We start from the raw sequence: 19,971 nt of genomic DNA on the forward strand, positions 1-19,971 counted from the left end.
GTTGCGTCGCTCACAGGGCCTCCTTACAACTCGATGTTCATGCCATCGAAGGCGACTTCCACGCCCCGGCGCTGCACTTCGGCGCGTTCCGGCGAGTCTTCGTCGAGGATCGGGTTGGTGTTGTTGATGTGGATAAGCACCTTGCGCTGGCGCGGGAAGCCATCCAGCACCTCAAGCATGCCGCCTGCGCCGTTCTGCGCCAGGTGGCCCATCTCGCGGCCGGTGCGGGTGCCGACGCCGCGGCGCTGCATTTCATCATCCTCCCACAGGGTGCCGTCGACTAGCAGGCAGTCGGCGCCGTGCATCATCTCCAGCAACTTGGCGTCGACCTGGCCCAGGCCCGGTGCGTAGAACAGCTTGCCGCCGGTGCGGGTGTCTTCCACCAGCAGCCCGAGGTTGTCGCCCGGGTGCGGATCGAAACGGTGCGGGGAATAAGGCGGCGCGGCGCTGCGCAGCGGGAAGGGGGTGAAGCGCAGGTTCGGGCAGGCGTCGATGACGAAGCTGCCTTCGAGCTCGATGCGGTTCCACACCAGGCCGCCGTTCCAGTGGCTGAGCATGTTGAACAGCGGAAAACCGGTGGTCAGGTCCTGGTGGACCATGTCGGTGCACCACACCTGGTGCGGGCAGCCCTCGCGCAGGCTGAGCAGGCCGGTGGTGTGGTCGATCTGGCTGTCGAGCAGGACGATGGCGTCGATACCGGTGTCGCGCAGGGCGCGGGCCGGCTGCATCGGCGCGAACGCCTGGAGCTGGGCGCGGATGTCCGGCGAGGCATTGCACAGGATCCAGTGCTCGCCGTCGTCGGACAGGGCGATGGACGACTGGGTGCGCGCGGTGGCGCGCAGGGTACCGTCACGGTAGCCCTTGCAATTGACGCAGTTGCAGTTCCACTGGGGGAACCCGCCACCGGCGGCGGAACCGAGGATCTGGATGTACATGGGTACTCTCTAGCCGGAAAGGTTAGCCCGAAAGCCATATCGGAAAAACACAAACGCCCCGGCGGGCCGGGGCGTCTAACTGCGCAGCCGTTTAACGGTTGGCGAAGTACATGGTCACTTCGAAGCCGATACGCAGGTCAGTGTATGCAGGTTTGGTCCACATGGGCTTGCTCCTTCCGGATGGGGTTTGGGGTGGTCGGCTCATTATTGGGTACTCCCCGCAGAGAGAGGTTCCATTGGCCGAGATTGCGCTATCTTACAAGAAAAATTTGTACCGAAAGGTTAATTCTTCGAAAAGCGCCATTGCATTTGCGGTAACAATCTCACCGTTTTTTCATAGCCATTTGGCGTCCGGGGCACTGGCATTGGCCAGGCACAACCAACCGTGCCTGGCATCGAGCAACTGCTGGAGCAACGCATCCAGCTGGCCTTGTTCGACATTGAGGATAGACCTTCGCATGCGCGACAGGTCGGCATTGTGTGTCGCGATATGTGCCTGCCAGGCCCATTGCGTGACATCGGCGTTGGTCATCGCTGTCTCGTCGAACTGATCGGCCAGCTGCGCTCGCGCCGCTGGGGCCAGCGCGACGCCCTCGCGCAGCAGGTCCAGCAGATGGCCCAGGATCTGTGCGTGGCTGGCGTGCGGCGATTGCACGCCGAACAGCAGTCCGCCGTAGCCTTCGAACTGACGAAAGGCGCTGAACACGGCGTAACCCAGCTGCAGCTCGACGCGCAGACGCTGATAGACCGGGCCTTGCAGCACGTGGGCGAGCAGTCGGCCGGCGGCCTGCAGATCAGCCGGCAGCGGGCAGAACAGCAACAGCGCGGGCTCGCTGCCCGAAGTCGGTATCTGCCGCCAGTGGCGTCCGAGGATCGGGCGCGCTGGCGAGGGGGCGATCGGTTGTCCCATGAGGCCTTGCAGTGCCGTGCCCAAGGCGCCCTGTTGGGCGGGGGCGAACCCTTGCGCCAAACCCTGCCAGCGGGCGTGCTGCCAGAGTGCGTCGAGCCGCGGCTGGTCCAGGGTGCAGGCCGGCTGCGGTTGCTCTTCACCCATCAGTAAAGCGTCCGGCAGTGCCTTCAGCAGCGCACGGATCGGTATCAGCGGCGCTGCGGCTGCCGCTGGCGAGTACCAATGCTCCTGGGCTGGCGTGCGCAGCAAGGCCAGGGCCTCGTGCGTGGCATTGATCACGGCCAGCGGGTGCCCCGCGAGGCGCAACTGCCAGTAATCGCCAATGGCCTCGAAGCCCAGTCGCAACGCTGCCTGGTCGGCACGCTCGCGCAGGGGTTGCAGACTATGTTGCAGAACGACCTGCATGCGCTGACGCAGCGGTGAAGGAATGTGCCAACGCAGGTCGAGGCTCGCAAACTGACGAGAGGGCGGCAGGCAGTCACCGAGACCAAGTCCTGCTGGCAACGGCGTGTCGATCATGGGAAGTTCGGTTGCCAGCAGCGCTTCATCGGGGGGCAATTGCCAGTCTCCGGCATCCGCGGAAGGCAGGTCCCACAGCAGTGCAGCGAAGGCTTCCAGGCCTTGTGTTCCCAGCCCTGCGAAAGGCCGGCCGGCACTGTCGCGCTGGGCCAGTTCCATTGCGCTGGCGGCCTGTTCGTGGCGTTGCTGCAGGCGGGCGAAGCGGTCGTTCAGCGGCTTGTGGTCCTGTTGGCGCAGAAAACCCAGCCAGCCGTGCAGCAGCTCCCGGGTCTTGTCCAGACAAGCCTGGTCCGACAGCTGCAACTGGACATGCCAGAGCAACTGCCCGGCATGGGCGTGAAGTTGTTGCGCCTTGCAGCCCTGCAGCCAGCCGCGCTGGCGCAAGGCATCCAGCCAACCGCCGGGTCGGCTGTCGGTGAGCTGGGCCAGCAACAGCTCGAGTGCCTGCTCTGCGCCATCCGGCAGTCCATCATGGGCGAACAGCAGGTCGTGGCGGTTGCCCCAGCCGCCTGGTTGGCGCAGCGGCGTGTCGAGCAAGGCGGGTGGCCGTTGCCGGGCGACGCTTTCGCCCTTGGCGAACAGACCACCGAACTGCCTGCCCAGGTGCGCCAGCTCATCCAGCGGCTGCGGGCCGGCCAGGCTCAGGGTGAGTTGCCCGCCTTGGTAGAAGTCGTGGTGGAACTGCCTCAGCCCTTGCTGGAAGGCATCGTTTTCCAGCGGCAGGCTGTGCCGGTTGCCGGCGTGAAAGCCGGTGAGCGGATGGCGTGCCGACACCGACTGCAACAAGGCGAACTGACGCTGGGCGTCGGGATTGCGCGACCAGGCGATGAACTCGGCATGGATCACCTCGCGCTCGCGGCGCTGGCGCGCGATGGCGAAGTCCGGCTCGGCGAGCATCTGGCACAGACGCTCCAGCCCACCGGCCAACGCTATGGGGGGCACGTCGAAGAAGAAGTCGGTGGTGCGTTCGCGGGTACTGGCGTTGACTTGGCCACCCAGGCCCTGGACGTAGCGCATCAGGCCGTCGTCCAGCGGAAAACGCCTGTTGCCGAGGAATAACAGGTGTTCGAGAAAGTGCGCCAGGCCCGGCCAGCGCGCGGGTGCGTCATGGCTGCCGGCATGCACCCGCAACGCCGTCGCCGCACGCTTGAGGCGTGGCGCGTGGCGCAGGGTCAGGTGCAGGCCGTTGGCGAGGGTGAGGTGGCGAATGGCGTCGGACATGACGCCATGCTAGCGTGCAATGCCGAGGTTGTCTGTTCTGGCCCTGTCGCTGTTAATGCAGATCCCGACGCAGGTCCGCCAGGTAGGGAAACGCCTCCCGACCTCTCAATACCCGCTCGCGTTGCAGATCCGCCAGCAACAGCCCCTCTTCGTCCCCGGCCATCGCCAGCACATCACCATCCGGCCCGACGATGCTGCTCTGCCCGCAGTATTGGATCTCGCCTTCGCTGCCGCAGTAGTTGGCGTATACCAGATAACACTGGTTCTCCTGCGCCCGCGAGCGCACGGTCACCTGGCAGACGAAGTCGTAAGGCGCCATGTTCGCCGTCGGCACCAGGATCAGCTCGGCGCCGTTCAGCGCCAGGCGTCGGGCGTTCTCCGGGAATTCGATGTCGTAGCAGATCAGCAGCCCGACCTTCCAGCCGTCCAGCTCGACCACCGGAAAGTGATCGTCGCCCGGGCTGAACATCGAGCGGTCCAGCTCGCCGAACAGGTGGGTCTTGCGGTAGTTGCACAGGCTGCGGCCATGGGCGTCGATCAGTTGCACACTGTTGTGGATCGACCCGTCCTCGGCCCGTTCCGGATAGCCGTAGACGATGGCGATCCGGTGCGCCTGGGCGATCTCGACGACACTCATGGCCGAGGGGCCGTCCTCGGCCTCGGCCAGGCGTTCCACCTGGTCCAGGCCGATGTTGTAGCCGCTGAGGAACATTTCCGGGCACACCAGCAACTGCGCACCTTGGGCGGCAGCCTGCTGGGCCTGGTGCTGCAGGCGCTCGAGATTGCCGGGCACGTCCAACGGCTTGGGCGTGCCCTGGAACAGGGCGATGCGCATGGCGCTACTCCTTCGCTCAGTCGGCCAGGGCGATCGGGCCGATCTCGTGGAACACATCGCCCGGGCCGGGGTTGTCCGGGTGGGTCTGGCCACCGAAGTGGTTCATGATACCCCACACGGCATTGAGCGAAGTCTGCACAGCGCCTTCCACCCAGGCCGGGGTCCACGACACGTCGTCACCGGCGATGAAGATGCCGCGCTGTTCGGCGGGCATATCCTGTTGCATGAAGTGCGCGTACATGCGCTGGTTGTAGCGGTAGTGGCCCGGCAGCGCGCCCTTGAAGGCGCCGAGGAAGTGCGGGTCGGCCTCCCACGAGATGGTGATCGGGTCGCCGATGATATGCCCGGCGATATCGGTCTTGGGGTAGATCTTCTTCAGCGCGTCGAGGGCCAGCTGCACGCGCTTTTCGGTCGGGTGCGGCAGCATCTTCAGGGCGTCGCTCATCCACGCGTATGACAGGCAGATCACCCCAGGCTTGTCGTCGCCGTTGTCGAACAGGTAGGTGCCACGGGTCAGGCGGTCGGTGAGGGTCATGCTCATCAGGTCGCGGCCAGTTTCCGGGTCCTTGTCCTTCCAGAACGGCCGGTCGACCATGACGAAGGTCTTCGACGACTGCATATAGCGGGTGCGGTCCAGGGCCATCCACATCTTTTGCGAGAACAGCGACTCCTCGCAGTCGATCTGGGTGGTCAGCAGCCAGCTCTGGCAGGTGGTGAGCACCGCCGCGTAGTGGCGCACGTCGCCGTAGTTGTCGGTGACCGCCAGGCGCCCGTCGCTGGCCCGGGCGATGCGCTTGACCCCGGTGCGTGGCGCGCCGCCGTGCAGGCCGCTGAGGCTGGTGCCGGCCGGCCAGTGGGCGCAACGTTCCGGCACATGGCGCCAGATGCCCTGCGGCACCTGCTCGACGCCGCCGACCACCAGGTGCTGGTGATCGTCGCAGTTGGTCATCACCACGCGGAAGATTTCCAGCATCGAGTTGGGGAAGTCCGAGTCCCAGCCGCCGGTGCCGAAGCCGACCTGGCCGAACACCTCGCGGTGCTGGAAGCTCAGTTTGGCGAACGAGCGCGAGGTGGCGACGAAGTCATAGAAGGTGCGGTCGTCCCACAGCGGCACCAGCTTGTTCCACAGGTCCTTGAGACGCGGCACGTCGCGGTCGCGGATGGCCTGCTGGATATCGCCGAACTGCGCGCCGCTCTCCAGGGCGTCGGCCCAGGCGTCGGCCACTTCGTGGAACAGCTGCGGCAGGTCGGCGGATTTTTCGGCGTAGTAGGTCTGGCCTTCCAGGTCGATCACCGTGCTGCCCGAAGCCGGGGTCAGCGGGTTGGGGAAGGGCTTGGTCTCAAGGCCAAGCTTGTCGACGTAGTGGTAGAACGCGGTGGACGACACCGGGAAGCGCATGCCGCCCAGTTCGGCGACGATGCCGTCGGTGCCGTTGAACGCCTGCGAGCGCAGCCGGCCACCCAGCTTGGAGGCCTCGTACACCACGGGCTTGAGGCCCAGCTTCATCAGCTCGTAGGCCGCCACCAGCCCGGCGATGCCACCACCGACGATCGCCACCTCTTCGCCATGGCGCTCCTTGGGGATGCTGCCCAGGCCGGCCGGGTGCTCCAGCCAGTCGTCGAAGGCGAACGGGAAGTCGGGGCCGAAGATGGTGATGGGTTTCTTGCCGTCGGCGGGGTGGCGGTTTTTCTTGTTCATGTAATGACCTTGCCAGGGGCTGCGCAGGGGGCGGAGCCTGAGTATAGAGAATGCCTGGTGGCCATTTTATGAAGTGGGGTGTTCGTTATTAAGGTGCAGATTGGCGTCGTTATGTGATTTGTTTCGTCATAGTGTTCTATTTTTTGCATAAAATGACGATTTTGACCCGGTATCAGCTGCTCTCTTTGGGGGAGCGGGCTTGACCCGCGATCACCGGCGAAGTCGGTGCCATACACCGCATCGCGGGGCAAGCCCGTTCCCACAAAATCTGCTTCGCGCTGGAGAGAATCAGCTTGGTCCTACAGAGACATGTAATAACAGGAAGTATCCTACGAGCCATGTAGCCTCGGTCTGGCAGTTTGGGAGAACCCTTCGCGGTTAACTTCGGCCGGTCACCGCCTATTCGGTGATCGGGCGTGAGAACCCGGCGATCAAATTGGAGGCATGCTGTCATGGCAGCTGTGCGCGGGCAGGTTCTGCCTGGCCGGAATGTAGCCTCCAACTTCGCCGGTTCTCACCCCGCGCATGGCTGCCACCCATTCCCGTGAGAAGGTTGCGTGGCGGCCTTCTTGAGCCGGTAATGGAGGCAATACCCATGAAGAAGATCGTCCCCGACCCACCCCTCGCCCTGAACCCGACCACCGAGCAGTCCTTCTGCTCCTGCCAGTCCAGTCATCCCCCCATCTTCACCGTGCGCCCCGGCGTCGATGCCGCCGACGCCCTGGTCCACGCCAGCATGCTGGCCCGGGCCATCCAGGAAATCGCCGACGACTACGCCCAGCACCATGCCCCCGAGGCGGGGCGGGCGATGATCTGGTCGATCCTGCATTCGGCGGAAACGGTACGCGCGCTGCTGGAAGGGCTGCTCGACGCGATGGAGGCTTGATGGTCGGGGGCCGTGGTCAGCCCGGCTGGCCGCGGTCTACCTTGCTGCTGAGGATGATCGACGTGGTGGTCTTCTCCACCCCATCCAGGCTGCCGATCTGGTCGAGCAGTTGGTCCAGTTGCTCTGGCGAATCACTGTTCAGCCACGCCACATAATCAAACTCGCCACTCACCGCGCACAGTTGCTGTACCTGGCCCATGGCGCCCAGGCGACGCACGATGTCCTTGCCCGAGCGCGGCTGCGCCTTGATCCCCACGTAAGCCTGCAGCCCGCCGCCCAGTAGGCGCTGGCCCAGGCGCACGCCATAGCCGGTGATGACCTTGCTCTTCTCCAGCCGCGCCAGGCGCGAATTCACGGTGGTGCGGGCGATGCCCAGCTGGCGGGCGAGGGTGGCGACGCTTTCGCGGGCGTTGATTTGCAACAGGGCGATCAACTGGCGGTCGATTTCGTCGAGGGTGATGGCGCGGGCGTCTGGCATGGCGAGTCTCGGCAGTGGGCCCGCTAGACTAGCCAGCACCGGCCGCGCAGGGCAAGACACTAGATGGCAGTGCGGATTTGAATTGCCCAGTTGGCCGCGCTTTCTACAGGGTGGCCCGTTGCTCGGATCAAGAGTGTACCGGGTGGAGCGTGATTTCTGCGTCCAGTTTCTGGCTGGCCTCCAGGCACCAGCGGTGCAGCGCTGAGTCGATCGCTACTTTGTCCGCTAGTTGCGCCAGGGGAACTGCTTTGGCGAAGCAGCGATAGCCTGGCTTGTCCTTGTCGTTGACCTCTCCATCAGCTGGGTAGCTGATAGCCGACCAGACGTTCAAGTACCAGTTGCCCGGTGCTGGCACATCACAGATGACTACCGAAATCAGCAGCTCGCTCTCTGTTGCGACGACCGGCGTGTCACTGAACTGGCCAGTGTATTTGTTGTACCCCGTATCGCTGCGCACCCACGCTCCGAACATCAGGTCACCCTTGAGGTGGGTATGTGGTTTATCGGCCTGATTCTGCGGGCAGCGTAACCAGATCACCGAAAGGTCATAGAACGGCAGGTAACGCAGGCCACTGGCCGTGCGATTTTCAAGGCCGGCCACGCTTTGTGGCAGCGAGTGGACGTACGCTTGGTGATAGTCCTTGGCGCCCAGACGGTCGCGGATATAGCCCAGCAACTCGAACATCCGTTGTTGATAATCGGCGAGCAATCTATAGGCGCGACGCACGTCGAGCAGTGCGTTGTTCAGAGGATCGGTCATGCAAGGCTCCATGCCGCGAAAGCACCAGGTGGCGTTTCAATGTGAACCGGTCGCAAGGCGTCGAGCCATTGCACCGGATGGGTTTTAAGGTTGTGCCAGGCATAGCACCGTGAAAGATCGTCGAGCAAACGCTGGCCGCCTGTGGATCCTTCTGCCAGCTCGTTTTCCACCACCTGGAACAACTGCTGCCAACTGCGGCAAACCAGATTGAATGTTTTCTGGGGCTGGCCATTCAGTTCATTGTGCAGTGCATCGAGCAACAGCTGACATGTCTGTGTAGACGTATCCTCAAGCCCTCCCAGCGTCAGCAGGATGCTGGCTGCTTCCAACTGGCCGCCGTGCCAGCCGGCTCTGAGCTCGCGTGCCAACTGCTCGGGCTCCTGCTGGCGGCAGTGATCGTAGCGCTTGGCCTCAATTACAAGGGTGCGCTTACCGTCGCTCATAACCACGTCGGGCTCTACGCGTTTAGCCTCGGGTAGGTACCAGGAGGGCCAGAAGGCAATGCTTTCCAGTGGGCCGAACGGCTCACCAAGCAACGCTTCGAAGATGGCGCAGAACTGTACGTCAGGCAGGTAGGCCAAGCGTTCGAAGAGCGTGGACGTCAACACATCCTCGGCGCCTTCGCTACGTTCGATTGCAAGCGCCTGATCGAGTAGGCCGGTACCCCGTTTCTTGCCGGCTAGTACGGCGTTGAGCATGACGGTTCCTTCGTCTGGGTCGATGTGTTGGCAGGCCTCATTGCGAGATGCCGTGATGGCGGCGTCATCCTAGCAAGGACTATCGCGTAGTGCTTGTGTCCATTTGTCATCCCCGCAAACATGACAAAGCCGCGCCAATGCGCGGTTTTGTCATGTTTGCGAGAATGTAAAGGTCGTCGATGGTCACCGCGCAGCGCTGGTCTGCGCCGTGGTCGCACAAGGCGACTTCAGGCCGACAGTCATGCTCTCGACGTTGTCGAGCATCTGGTTGCCCTGGTTGACCTTCTGGGCGTTCTCCGCCAACTGCATGCGCTGGTCATAGGTGGCCGAGGTGCCATTCATGCTGTGCTTGGTTTCCAGCACCGAGTTGGCGATGCTCAGCAGGCTGCGGCCGGTGGAAATCAGGTTGTCGGTAGCGCTGGGCGTGCAGGGCGCATTGCCGCCGGCCATCTGGCTGGGCTGCTGGCCCTGGTTGTAGGAACCCGGCGCCACGCAACCGGCAAGTGTTACCAGCATGGGTGCAATGAGCAGGGCTCCAAGCGTTCCTTGGATATTCATGTGTCGTTCCCTCGATCACTGGGCTCCGACTCGGTGCCGAAGCGATGGAGGGATTCTAGAAACGTGGCATCGGCGGCGAAATAGAACGGGTGTGCTAAAGGCATTTTGCCGCTGCCACCGGTGCCTGCCTTGCCATGGGAGAAGTACGAAATTTGCGCCTGCACAAGCGGGCAAGTTGCAGGACGTCATGCAAAAAAAACCGCGCAACTGCGCGGCTTTTTCATTTCTGGTGGGCCCACACGGACTCGAACCGTGGACCAAAGGATTATGAGTCCTCTGCTCTAACCGACTGAGCTATAGGCCCTCAGCAGGAGCGCTGGATTATAACGAGGGTTTCGATAGGGTGCCATCCGAAAGATCCGTTTGTGCTATGCGAAGAAAGGTCGCCGCGAACTCGTCCGGCGGCAGCGGCAGGCTGACGATGTAGCCCTGGATCTGTTCGCAGCCTTCGGCGGCCAGGAAGCGCTGCTGCGCCTGGTTTTCCACGCCCTCGGCAATGATCGTCAGTTGCATGCTGCGGCCCAGGGCGATGATGGCGCGGGCGATGGCGGCGTCGTGGGGATCGTCGGGCAGGCCGCGGATGAACGACTGGTCGATCTTGAGGATGTCCAGCGGCAGGCGCTTGAGGTAGCTGAGTGACGAGTAGCCGGTGCCGAAGTCGTCGATGGCCAGCTGAACGCCCAGCAGCTTGAGCTGGTGCAGCACGCTCAACGCTTCCTCGGCCTGGCTCATGATGAAGTTCTCGGTGATCTCCAGCTGCAGGTCGCCGGCCTTGAGCTGGTAGCTGCGCAGCAGCTGTTCGATGCGCCGGGCCAGGTTGGGCTGGCGCAACTGGGCGCCGGCCAGGTTGATCGAGAGCGGGCCGAAGGCGTGGTAGGCCTTCTTCCAGGCGTGCATCTGCCGGCAGGCCTGCTCCAGCACCCAGTCGCCGAGCTGCAGGATCGTGCCGTTCTCCTCGGCCAGGTGGATGAACTGCTCGGGCGGCACCTCACCGAATGTGGGGTGGGTCCAGCGGACCAGCGCCTCGGCGCCGACCAGGCTCTGGGTCTTGAGGCTGAACTTGGGCTGGAAGCACAGGCTCAGCTCGTTGCGCTCGATGGCGCGGCGCAGTTCGTGCTCCAGGGCGATGCGTTCGCTGGCCTGGGTGGTGAGCTCGCGGGTGTAGGCCTCGACGCGGTTGCGACCCTTGGCCTTGGAACGGTACATCGCGGCGTCGGCGTTGCGGATCAGACTGGCGACATCGGTACCGTCCTGCGGGTACAGGCTTATGCCGATGCTGGCGCTGGTGAAGAATTCGTGCTCGCCGGCCTGGAACGGTGCATGGAAGCCGGCCAGCAGCTTGTTGGCGATGGCGCTGGCATCGCTGGGTTTGTGCAGGCCGGGCAGGAGGATGATGAACTCGTCGCCGCCGAGGCGGGCCACGGTGTCCACGTCGCGCACCTGCTCCTTGAGGCGCTGGGCGATGCCCTTGAGCAGCAGGTCGCCCACCGGGTGGCCGAGGCTGTCGTTGATGTGCTTGAAGCGGTCGAGGTCGAGGAACAGCACCGCGCCCTGGCGGTTGGACACCTGGGCGCAGGTCAGCGCGCCCTGCAGGCGACTTTCGAACAGGGCGCGGTTGGGCAGGCCGGTGAGCGGGTCGTGGTGGGCTTGGTAGTCGAGCTTGGCCTGGGCGTGCTTGAGGCTTGAGATGTCGGCGAACACGGCGACGAAGTGGGTGATCTCGCGCTCGTGGTTACGCACGGCGCTGATGGTCAGCCAGCCGGGGTACAGCTCGCCGTTCTTGCGCTTGTTGAAGATTTCGCCCTGCCAGTGGCCCTCGGCGGTCAGCTGGTGCCACATGGCGGCGTAGAAGGCGCTGTCGTGCTGGCCGGAGGCGAGCAGGCGCGGGGTCTGGCCGAGGGCTTCGATCTCGCTGTAGCCGGTGATCTCGCTGAAGGCGCGGTTGACCGCGCTGATACGCTGGTCGGTGTCGGTGATCAGCACCCCCTCGGCGGTGTTCTCGAACACCGTGGCGGCCAGTTGCAGCTTTTCCTGCATCAGGTGGCGCTCGGTGATGTCGCGGGCGATGGTCAGCATGCAGTCGACGCCGCCGATCGGCAGTGGCCGGGCGGACAGCTCGCAGAGACGGATCTGCCCGTCGCTGCGACGGATATGGCAGCTGAAATCGCGCACGAATCCGTCGCGCTGCAGTTGGTCGACCAGGCGCTGGCGCTCGTTGAGGTCGACCCAGATGCCCAGGTCCAGCGAGGTCTGCTCGACCGTGGTGCTGATGTCGTAGCCGGTCAGGCGGCAGAAGCCTTCGTTGACCTCCAGCAGCAGGCCGTCGCTCTGGCGCGACAGCAGCAGGCCGTCGGGGGAGGCGTGGAAGGCCTTGGCGAACTTCTCTTCGGAGGTCTGCAACTGTTGCTGGGTTTCCTTGAGCTGGCTGATGTCGCGGATCGCTACCACCAGTGCCGGCATACTGTCCAGTTCGAAGGTTTCGGCCGAGGTCAGGCCGGTGAACAGTTCGCCGTTGCTGCGGCGGAATGTCATTTCCAAGTTGCGAATGCCGCCCCGGTGCAGGCGTTCGAGCAGCGCCGGGCCGGTGCCGGCCACGCCCCACAGGCCGAGCTCGGTGGCGGTGCGACCGATCACCTGGGTGGGGCTCAGACCGATCAGCTCCTCGAAGGCTTCATTGACCTCCAGCAGGCAGCCATCGCTGTGCCGGGCTATGACCAGGATGTCCGGACACTGCTGGAACACCGAGGCGAACTTCTGCTCTGACAGGCGCAGGGCATCCTCGGTGTGCTTGGTTTCGCTGATATCGATCATCAGTCCGCGCATCAGCGGCTTGTGGCCGTGCTCGATCATGCTGACGATATTGCGTACCCACAGGGTATGGCCGTCGGCGCGGATCACCCGGTAGTCGAGGCTGTGGTCGCGCCCGGCTGCCGTTTCGCTGTCGCAGTAGGCCTGCGCCCAAAGGGCGTCCTCCGGGTGCAGGATGCTGCGCCAGAAGCCGGGCTTGAGCCATTGCGCCGTGGGGTAGCCGAGCAGGTCTTCGGCATGGGGCGAGACATAGCTGTAGCTGAAGTCGTTGGCGTCGGCTTCCCAGGCCACCGCCGACAGGCTCTCGACCAGGCCGCGATAGTGGTACTCGCTGCTGCGTAGTTCCTGCTCCAGGGCTATGCGCCGGGAAATCTCCGAGCTCAGGCGCCGGTTGATGCGGATCACCACCGCCAGTATGGCCATCAGCACCAGCACCGCCGGCAGGCCATAGAGCAGGACATCGTGCCAGAAGGTCCGCTGATCGACGACGTTGCCCACCCAACGTTGCTGGATACGGCTGACTTCACTGCTGCTCATGTCGGCCATCACCTTGTCGAGGATGCCGACCAGCACCTTCTGCTGCCGGGGCACGGCCATGGCCAGCTGGTAGCGGTACGGTGTCTCGCCGCTGACGTACAGGCCGTCCAGCTTGAGCTGGCGCAGGCTCCAGATGCTCGAGGCAAGGTCGCCGACCACCGCGTCCACTTCGTCGGTGGCCAGGGCCTGCAGGGTCGAACTGACATTGGGCATGGCCACCAGGTTGAGGTCGGGGTGGTGGGTGCGCAGCAGCTCGTGGGGGGCGTAGTTTTCCACCACGGCGATCTTCAGGCCGTAGAGGTCCTTGAGGTTGCGTGGTTGCGCGCCGCCGGAGTGGGCGAGGATGACGATCGGGAAGTCCAGGTAGGGGCGGGTGAAGGCCAGGTAGTTCTGGCGCTCCGGAGTGGACATGATACCGGGGAGCAGGTCGAGGCGATTGCTGCGCGCCTGTTCGAGCACTTCTGTCCAGCTGCTGGGCTCGATCGGCTTGAGGGTGACCCCCAGACGTTCCTGGATCACGGCGATGTAATCGGCGGCCAATCCCTGGTAGCGACCTTCCTGGTCGCGGAATTCGAACGGCGGCCATGAAGCATCGACGCCCAGGCGCAGCTCGGGGTGGGCGCTGAGCCAGGCTTGTTCCTCGTCGGTCAGGGTCAGGGCGCCGGCCGTTGTGTTCCAGGTGAGCAGGAGCAGCAACAGGAAGGCCGGCATCATGGGCATAGCGGCCTCTCGATCAGGGGGTCTGATTCGAGTGTAGACGGGCATTCCACCCGCTGGGTAGACAGTGGCAACGACCTTCTGTCACATAAGAAAAACCCCGGCCTGGGCCGGGGTTCGTCTTTACTCGTCGAGGAAGGAGCGCAGATGCTCGCTTCGCGTCGGGTGGCGCAGCTTGCGCAGCGCCTTGGCTTCGATCTGACGGATCCGCTCGCGTGTCACGTCGAACTGCTTGCCTACCTCTTCGAGGGTGTGGTCGGTGTTCATGTCGATGCCGAAACGCATGCGCAGCACCTTGGCTTCACGTGCGGTCAGGCCCGAGAGTACGTCACGGGTCGCTTCCTTGAGGCTTTCGACCGTGGCCACGTCGATCGGGGACTGCATGGTCGAGTCCTCGATGAAGTCGCCCAGGTGCGAATCTTCGTCGTCACCGATCGGGGTTTCCATGGAGATCGGCTCCTTGGCGATCTTCAGGACCTTGCGGATCTTGTCCTCAGGCATCTCCATGCGTTCGCCCAGCTCTTCCGGGGTCGGTTCGCGACCCATTTCCTGCAGCATTTGCCGGGAAATGCGGTTGAGCTTGTTGATCGTCTCGATCATGTGCACCGGGATACGGATGGTGCGCGCCTGGTCGGCGATCGAGCGGGTGATCGCCTGGCGGATCCACCAGGTGGCGTAGGTCGAGAACTTGTAGCCGCGACGGTATTCGAACTTGTCCACCGCCTTCATCAGGCCGATGTTGCCTTCCTGGATCAGGTCGAGGAACTGCAGGCCGCGGTTGGTGTACTTCTTGGCGATCGAGATCACCAGACGCAGGTTCGCCTCGACCATTTCCTTCTTGGCGCGGCGGGCCTTGGCTTCGCCGATGGACATGCGACGGTTGATGTCCTTGATCTCGGCGACGGTCAGGCCGGTCTCGGTCTCGAGGTCGATCAGCTTTTGCTGGCAGGCGACGATGGCGGCGTCTTTCTCACCCAGGGCGGCGGCCCACTTGGTGTTGCGCTTGGCCAGGTCACCGGACCAGGTCTGGTCGGTCTCGTTGCTCGGGAACAGGCGCAGGAAGTCGGCGCGCGGCATGCGGGCATCACGCACGCACAGCTGCATGATGGCGCGTTCCTGCTGGCGCAGACGGTCCAGGGCGCTGCGTACACGCTCGACCAGTGCGTCGAACTGCTTCGGCACCAGCTTGATCGGCATGAACAGGTCGGCAAGGGCCTGCATGGCGCCGATGCTGTCCTTGTGGCTTCGACCGTGCTTTTTCAGCACCTTGAGGGTGTCGATCAGCTGATCCTTGACCGCACCGAAACGCTGCGCGGCAACGACCGGATCCGGACCGCTTTCGGCCTCTTCCTCGTCATCGCCGTCGGCGTTTTCTTCGTCTTCTTCGTCTTCCTCTTCCTTCGCGGCAGCGGCCTTGGCACCTGGAATCGGCACTTCTTCGGTCGGCGCGGCGATGTTGTCATCAGGGTCGATGTAACCGCTGAGAACGTCAGACAGACGGCCACCTTCGCTGGTGACGCGATCATATTCGCCGAGGATGTAGTCGACGGTGCCCGGGAAGTGAGCAATGGCGCCCATGACTTCACGGATGCCTTCCTCGATACGCTTGGCGATTTCGATCTCGCCTTCGCGGGTCAGCAGTTCGACGGTACCCATCTCGCGCATGTACATGCGCACCGGGTCGGTCGTGCGGCCGATATCGGTCTCAACTGCCGCCAACGCGGCTGCGGCTTCTTCGGCTGCGGCTTCGTCGGTGTCGGCTTCCGCCAACAACAGGGCATCCGCATCCGGAGCACTCTCGAATACGTTGATCCCCATGTCGTTGATCATGCGGATGATGTCTTCCACCTGTTCCGGATCTGAAATATCCTCAGGCAGGTGGTCGTTGACCTCCGCGTAAGTCAGGTAGCCCTGCTCACGACCGCGGGTGATCAACTCTTTGATACGAGATTGCTGTTGCGCTTTTCCGGACATAACACCCTATCCACTGAAGGTCTTGGCGGGCAAAAAACAAGCCGAGGATTATACCCGAACCTGGACCTCACGCGCCAGATGAGGTCGGGTTTTGTGCTGGAACATTGCGTCTGAGCAGTTCGCGAAGCTTGGCGGTTTCTTCCCCGTCCAACTCGATTTGACGCGATTTTCTGATCAAATGTTCCAAGATGCGCTCGCGCTGGCGAGCTGACAAACTAGTTATAGTGTCGAAAAACTGTTGTTCAAGGTTGTCGGCATCGATCAACCATTCCTTTTCCGCCAGGGCGCGCAGCAGGCGGCCCTGCTCGGTGCCGTGCCAGCGTGCGATCAGCTGCATTGAGCTTAGCTTAGGATTTTTCTGCGCGGCCTCGATCAGCGCCACCAGCAGCTGGCTGTACATCTGCTCTTCGTCGGCGAAGTGGCTGGCGTCCTCGACCTTGCCGGCCAGCAGCGGGTGGTGCAGCAAGGTGCGCAGGGCCGAGAGTGTCGGCGGTTCGACCGGCGCTGGCACCCGTGGCGGGGCTTCGCCGCGCTGGCCGTCGCGCTGCCAGGGCTTGCCGCCTTTCTTGTCCCATGGCTTGCCGTCCCACTGTTTCTTGCTACCGCCTTTGTTTGGCGTCCAGGGACGTTGCTCCTGCTGCTGCGGCGTATAGTCGGGCGGGTAGTGCATGTCGCCATGGTCAGGCGTGTAGCTGGCCATGGCGTCGTAATCGTAGCCGGGGTCGTAGTCCGGCACGCTTGGCGTTGGCGCGCTCTGCGCCAGCTGCTCCATCTGCTGCGGGTCAAGCCCGGTGATGTCCTTCAGGCGGTTGCGCATCAATTGGCGCAGGTTGGCGCCCGGCACTTTCTCGATCAGCGGCGCGGCCAGTGTGACCATGTGCGCCTTGCCTTCCAGCGAGCGCGGGTCGGCTTCGTTGCTCAACTGCTCGAAGAAGTAGTCGGCCAAAGGCTGGGCGTGCTGGTTGATGCGGGCCTGGAAGGCGTCGGTGCCTTCGGCGCGCACCAGGCTGTCCGGATCTTCACCCTCGGGCAGGAACAGGAAGCGCGCGCGGCGGCCGTCTTGCAGGCTCGACAGGGTCGCCTCCAGGGCGCGCCAGGCGGCCTTGCGGCCGGCCTGGTCGCCGTCGAAGCAGAACAGCACGCTGGGCACCACGCGGAACAGGCGCTTGAGGTGCTCCTCGCTGGTGGAGGTGCCGAGGGTGGCCACCGCGTTGCGCAGGCCTTGTTGGGCCAGGGCGATGACGTCCATGTAGCCCTCGACCACGATGATCTCGTCGAGGTTGCGGTTGTGCTTGCGCGCCTCGTACAGGCCATACAGCTCCTGGCCCTTGTGGAATACCGGGGTTTCCGGGGAGTTCAGGTACTTGGGCTTGTCGTCGCCCAGTACCCGGCCGCCGAAGGCGATGACCCGGCCACGGCTGTCACGGATCGGGAACATCACCCGATCACGGAAACGGTCGTAGCGCTTGCCGCTCTCGGCGTTCTCGATCAACAGGCCTGCGTCGATCATCACCTTTTGCTGCAACGCGTCGGCGCCCAGGTGCTTGAGCAGGTTGTCCCAGCCCGGCGGGGCGAAGCCCAGGCCGAAGTCGCGGGCGATCTCGCCGGACAGGCCGCGGCCCTTGAGGTAGTCCACTGCCGCCTTGCGAGTGGCATGGCCGCGCAGGGCCTGGCGATAGAACTCGCTGGCTGCTTCCAGCAGCGGGTACAGCGGTGAATCGGTTGGCTGGCGCGGCTTCTGTCCGCGGCGGCCCTCTTCCCGGGGTACCTCCATGCCGGCCGCGCGGGCCAGCTCCTCGACCGCCTGGGGAAAGTCCAGGTTGTCGTGGTCCATGATGAAGCCCAGCGCGTTGCCGCCGGCGCCGCAGCCGAAGCAGTAGTAGAACTGCTTGTCGGGGCTGACGGTGAAGGAGGGGCTCTTTTCCTTGTGGAACGGGCAGCAGGCGGACAGGTTCTTGCCGGTCTTCTTCAGCTGGACGCGCGAACTCACCACATCGACGATGTCGGTGCGGTTGAGAAGGTCATCGATGAAGCTCTGGGGAATCAGCCCGGCCATGGCAGTCTCGTCATCTGGCAACTGGCAAGTCTAAACGCTTGTGCGCGGGTTTGGCGTGGGGTATCTCGCAGGAAGAGGAGTGTGCTCGTCACCAGCCCATGAAGGGCTCGTCAGAAAGGACGTGCACGCCTGGTCGAGGACCAGTTCTGACGCGTTGATGCGGGTTGCCCATGGCTTTTGCCGGGGCGCCCAAGGCGCATGGCCAAGGGTTTGAAGCGACCGCTGCCATCAGCCCGGCACGAGGCCGGGCATGGCAGAAGCTTTGCGTAGAACGGCTGTACTTAGTACAGACGAACGGCGCGGCGCTGTTCGCGCTGAACCTTCTTGGCGTGACGCTTTACAGCGGCAGCGGCTTTGCGCTTGCGCTCGGCGGTCGGCTTCTCGTAAAACTCGCGGCTACGAACTTCAGCCAGTACACCGGCTTTTTCGCAGGAGCGCTTGAAACGACGCAGAGCTACGTCGAAGGGTTCGTTCTCTTTAACTTTGACGGCTGGCATCCAGGGCTACCTTAATTCATTACCGGGGTAGACGTGCTCCTGGCAAAACATAAGGTGTGCTGGAGAACGTCGGTTTTCAAGGGTTGCGGATGTTAACCCTTAGCTGGCCGGAATGCAAAGCCTCTGATCGAAAACCGCTGGTCGGCACCGGACACGGGGACTATCATGCGCGCCTTCGAATTCAGCCTCAACAAGGCACGGACCCATGCTAGTACTGGGATTGGAAACATCCTGCGACGAAACTGGCGTCGCATTATACGACAGCGAGCGCGGCCTGCTGGCCGACGCGCTGTTCAGCCAGATCGACCTGCACCGCGTCTATGGCGGCGTGGTGCCCGAGCTCGCCTCGCGCGACCACGTCAAGCGCATGCTGCCGCTGATTCGCCAGGTGCTGCAGGAAGCCGACTGCGTCGCCACCGAGATCGACGCCATCGCCTACACCGCAGGTCCCGGCCTGGTCGGCGCGCTGCTGGTGGGCGCCTCCTGCGCCCAGGCGCTGGCCTTTGCCTGGGATATTCCGGCGATCGGTGTGCACCATATGGAAGGCCACCTGCTGGCGCCGATGCTCGAGGAGCAGCCGCCGGAATTTCCGTTCGTCGCTTTGTTGGTGTCCGGTGGCCACACCCAGCTGGTGCGCGTCGATGGCATCGGCCAGTACGAGCTGTTGGGCGAGAGCCTGGACGACGCCGCTGGCGAAGCCTTCGACAAGACCGCCAAGCTGATCGGCCTCAATTATCCGGGCGGCCCCGAGATCGCCCGCCTGGCCGAGCAAGGCACGCCCGGGCGCTTCGTGTTCCCGCGGCCGATGTGCGATCGGCCGGGCCTGCAGTTCAGCTTCAGCGGCCTCAAGACCTTCGCCCTGAACACCTGGCAGCAATGCCGCGACGCCGGGGACGACAACGAGCAAACCCGTTGCGACGTGTCGCTGGCGTTCCAGCAGGCGGTGGTGGAGACTCTGACCATCAAGTGCAAGCGTGCGCTCAAGCAGACTGGCCTCAAACGCCTGGTCATCGCCGGTGGCGTGAGCGCCAACAAGGCCTTGCGCGTTTCGCTGGAAGAAATGCTGGCCAGCATCAAGGGCAACGTCTATTACGCCCGTCCACGGTTCTGTACCGACAACGGCGCGATGATCGCCTATGCCGGTTGCCAGCGCCTGTTGGCCGGGCAGCGGCAGGACCTGGCCATCAGCGTGCAGGCGCGCTGGCCGATGGAGCAGTTGCCGGCGGTGTGAAAGGTGCCGGCTTGTGCGGGCGTCTCAGAAATGGCGCTCGCGCCCGGCGAACAGGTCGCGCAGGTTGCTGCGGTGGCGCCAGACGATCAGGATCGTCAGTACCGTCATCGGCAGCAGCGCTTCGGGTTCGCGCCAGGCCAGCAGCGGCAGCGTCAATGGCGTGGCGATCAACGCCGCCAGCGAGCTGGTGCGGGTGAGGTAGAAGGTCAGCAGCCAGGCGCCGATGGCCAGCAGCGCGGCGGGAAAGTACAACGCCATGAGCATGCCGGCGGCAGTGGCCACGCCCTTGCCGCCCTGGAAACGGAAGTACACCGGGAACAGGTGGCCGAGCACCGCGCAGATGCCGACCCAGGCCTGCTCCTGCTGGTCGAGCCCGGCCAGGCGGGCCAGCAGTACTGGCAACATGCCCTTGCACAGGTCGCCGAGCAGCGTCAGGATCGCCAGTTTGCGGCCGGCCAGGCGTAGCATGTTGGTCGCGCCGGCATTGCCCGAGCCGCTGGAGCGCGGGTCGGGGCTGCCGCTGAGGCGGCTCAGGACGATGGCGAAGGACAGAGAGCCGAGCAGGTAGGCAAGCAGCGCCAGTGACCAAAACATGCTAACTATTCCGGGCGAGGACGCCCTGATTCTAACGGCGCCCGTCGCCCTTGTCGTG

The 19,971-nt window shown here is 64.0% G+C and carries 16 protein-coding genes and 1 tRNA gene; 2 read left to right on the forward strand and 15 right to left on the reverse strand.

The window, feature by feature from the left end:
* Positions 1–23: 23 nt before the first annotated feature.
* The 5 genes from pqqB to AC25ND_RS15075 form a co-directional block, all read right to left on the reverse strand.
* The gene (gene pqqB / locus AC25ND_RS15055; RefSeq protein ID WP_028689055.1) at positions 24–935 is read right to left on the reverse strand and encodes a pyrroloquinoline quinone biosynthesis protein PqqB; all 912 of its coding nucleotides are present in this window, start codon (positions 933–935) and stop codon (positions 24–26) included.
* A 91-nt stretch (positions 936–1,026) separates the two neighbouring features.
* Positions 1,027–1,098 carry a pyrroloquinoline quinone precursor peptide PqqA gene (gene pqqA, locus AC25ND_RS15060; protein WP_003243383.1) on the reverse strand — a complete coding sequence of 24 codons (72 nt, stop codon included), beginning with the start codon at positions 1,096–1,098 and terminating at the stop codon, positions 1,027–1,029.
* A gap of 171 nt (positions 1,099–1,269) precedes the next feature.
* On the reverse strand, positions 1,270–3,585 hold the full coding sequence (pqqF, locus tag AC25ND_RS15065; RefSeq protein WP_486976415.1) for a pyrroloquinoline quinone biosynthesis protein PqqF: 2,316 nt from the start codon (positions 3,583–3,585) through the stop codon (positions 1,270–1,272).
* Between the two features lie 52 nt (positions 3,586–3,637).
* Entirely contained in the window at positions 3,638–4,420 is a 783-nt protein-coding gene (locus tag AC25ND_RS15070; RefSeq protein WP_062362948.1) for a carbon-nitrogen hydrolase family protein, read from the reverse strand.
* 16 nt (positions 4,421–4,436) lie between these two features.
* Complete coding sequence (locus AC25ND_RS15075) at positions 4,437–6,119, reverse strand: flavin monoamine oxidase family protein (RefSeq protein WP_050703494.1); 1,683 nt, start codon at positions 6,117–6,119, stop codon at positions 4,437–4,439.
* A gap of 595 nt (positions 6,120–6,714) precedes the next feature.
* Between AC25ND_RS15075 and AC25ND_RS15080 the strand changes: the two genes are divergently transcribed.
* Positions 6,715–7,005: a DUF3077 domain-containing protein gene (locus tag AC25ND_RS15080; protein WP_028689051.1), complete on the forward strand. Its 291-nt coding sequence runs from the start codon at positions 6,715–6,717 to the stop codon at positions 7,003–7,005.
* A 16-nt stretch (positions 7,006–7,021) separates the two neighbouring features.
* On the opposite strand, the gene AC25ND_RS15085 is transcribed toward AC25ND_RS15080, so the two are convergent.
* From AC25ND_RS15085 to rpsU, 9 genes are all read right to left on the reverse strand, one after another.
* On the reverse strand, positions 7,022–7,483 hold the full coding sequence (locus AC25ND_RS15085; protein ID WP_028689050.1) for an Lrp/AsnC family transcriptional regulator: 462 nt from the start codon (positions 7,481–7,483) through the stop codon (positions 7,022–7,024).
* Between the two features lie 127 nt (positions 7,484–7,610).
* Positions 7,611–8,243 (reverse strand): hypothetical protein, encoded by a 633-nt coding sequence (locus AC25ND_RS15090; RefSeq protein WP_236248435.1) that lies wholly within the window; start codon positions 8,241–8,243, stop codon positions 7,611–7,613.
* Positions 8,240–8,941: a hypothetical protein gene (locus tag AC25ND_RS15095; protein ID WP_028689048.1), complete on the reverse strand. Its 702-nt coding sequence runs from the start codon at positions 8,939–8,941 to the stop codon at positions 8,240–8,242. The genes AC25ND_RS15090 and AC25ND_RS15095 overlap by 4 nt, the downstream gene beginning before the upstream one ends.
* A gap of 183 nt (positions 8,942–9,124) precedes the next feature.
* Positions 9,125–9,499 carry a hypothetical protein gene (locus AC25ND_RS15100; RefSeq protein ID WP_028689047.1) on the reverse strand — a complete coding sequence of 125 codons (375 nt, stop codon included), beginning with the start codon at positions 9,497–9,499 and terminating at the stop codon, positions 9,125–9,127.
* A 227-nt stretch (positions 9,500–9,726) separates the two neighbouring features.
* A tRNA-Ile gene (locus AC25ND_RS15105) sits at positions 9,727–9,803 on the reverse strand.
* Between the two features lie 17 nt (positions 9,804–9,820).
* Positions 9,821–13,564, reverse strand: coding sequence for a bifunctional diguanylate cyclase/phosphodiesterase (locus AC25ND_RS15110; RefSeq protein WP_062362954.1), 3,744 nt, complete (start codon positions 13,562–13,564; stop codon positions 9,821–9,823).
* A gap of 120 nt (positions 13,565–13,684) precedes the next feature.
* Positions 13,685–15,535 (reverse strand): RNA polymerase sigma factor RpoD, encoded by a 1,851-nt coding sequence (gene rpoD, locus AC25ND_RS15115; protein ID WP_028689045.1) that lies wholly within the window; start codon positions 15,533–15,535, stop codon positions 13,685–13,687.
* A 67-nt stretch (positions 15,536–15,602) separates the two neighbouring features.
* Positions 15,603–17,591, reverse strand: a complete 1,989-nt coding sequence (gene dnaG, locus AC25ND_RS15120) for a DNA primase (RefSeq protein ID WP_028689044.1) — start codon at positions 17,589–17,591, stop codon at positions 15,603–15,605.
* A gap of 281 nt (positions 17,592–17,872) precedes the next feature.
* A complete protein-coding gene (rpsU, locus tag AC25ND_RS15125) occupies positions 17,873–18,088 on the reverse strand; it encodes a 30S ribosomal protein S21 (RefSeq protein ID WP_003255575.1) in 216 nt (71 codons plus the stop codon).
* A gap of 205 nt (positions 18,089–18,293) precedes the next feature.
* On the opposite strand from rpsU, the gene tsaD reads away from it, so the two are divergent.
* The gene (gene tsaD / locus AC25ND_RS15130; RefSeq protein WP_028689043.1) at positions 18,294–19,319 is read left to right on the forward strand and encodes a tRNA (adenosine(37)-N6)-threonylcarbamoyltransferase complex transferase subunit TsaD; all 1,026 of its coding nucleotides are present in this window, start codon (positions 18,294–18,296) and stop codon (positions 19,317–19,319) included.
* 24 nt (positions 19,320–19,343) lie between these two features.
* Here tsaD and plsY read toward each other — a convergent pair whose 3' ends face one another.
* Positions 19,344–19,913, reverse strand: coding sequence for a glycerol-3-phosphate 1-O-acyltransferase PlsY (gene plsY / locus AC25ND_RS15135; RefSeq protein ID WP_028689042.1), 570 nt, complete (start codon positions 19,911–19,913; stop codon positions 19,344–19,346).
* Positions 19,914–19,971: the final 58 nt, after the last annotated feature.

It is taken from the genome of Pseudomonas sp. P110(2024), assembly GCF_057480795.1.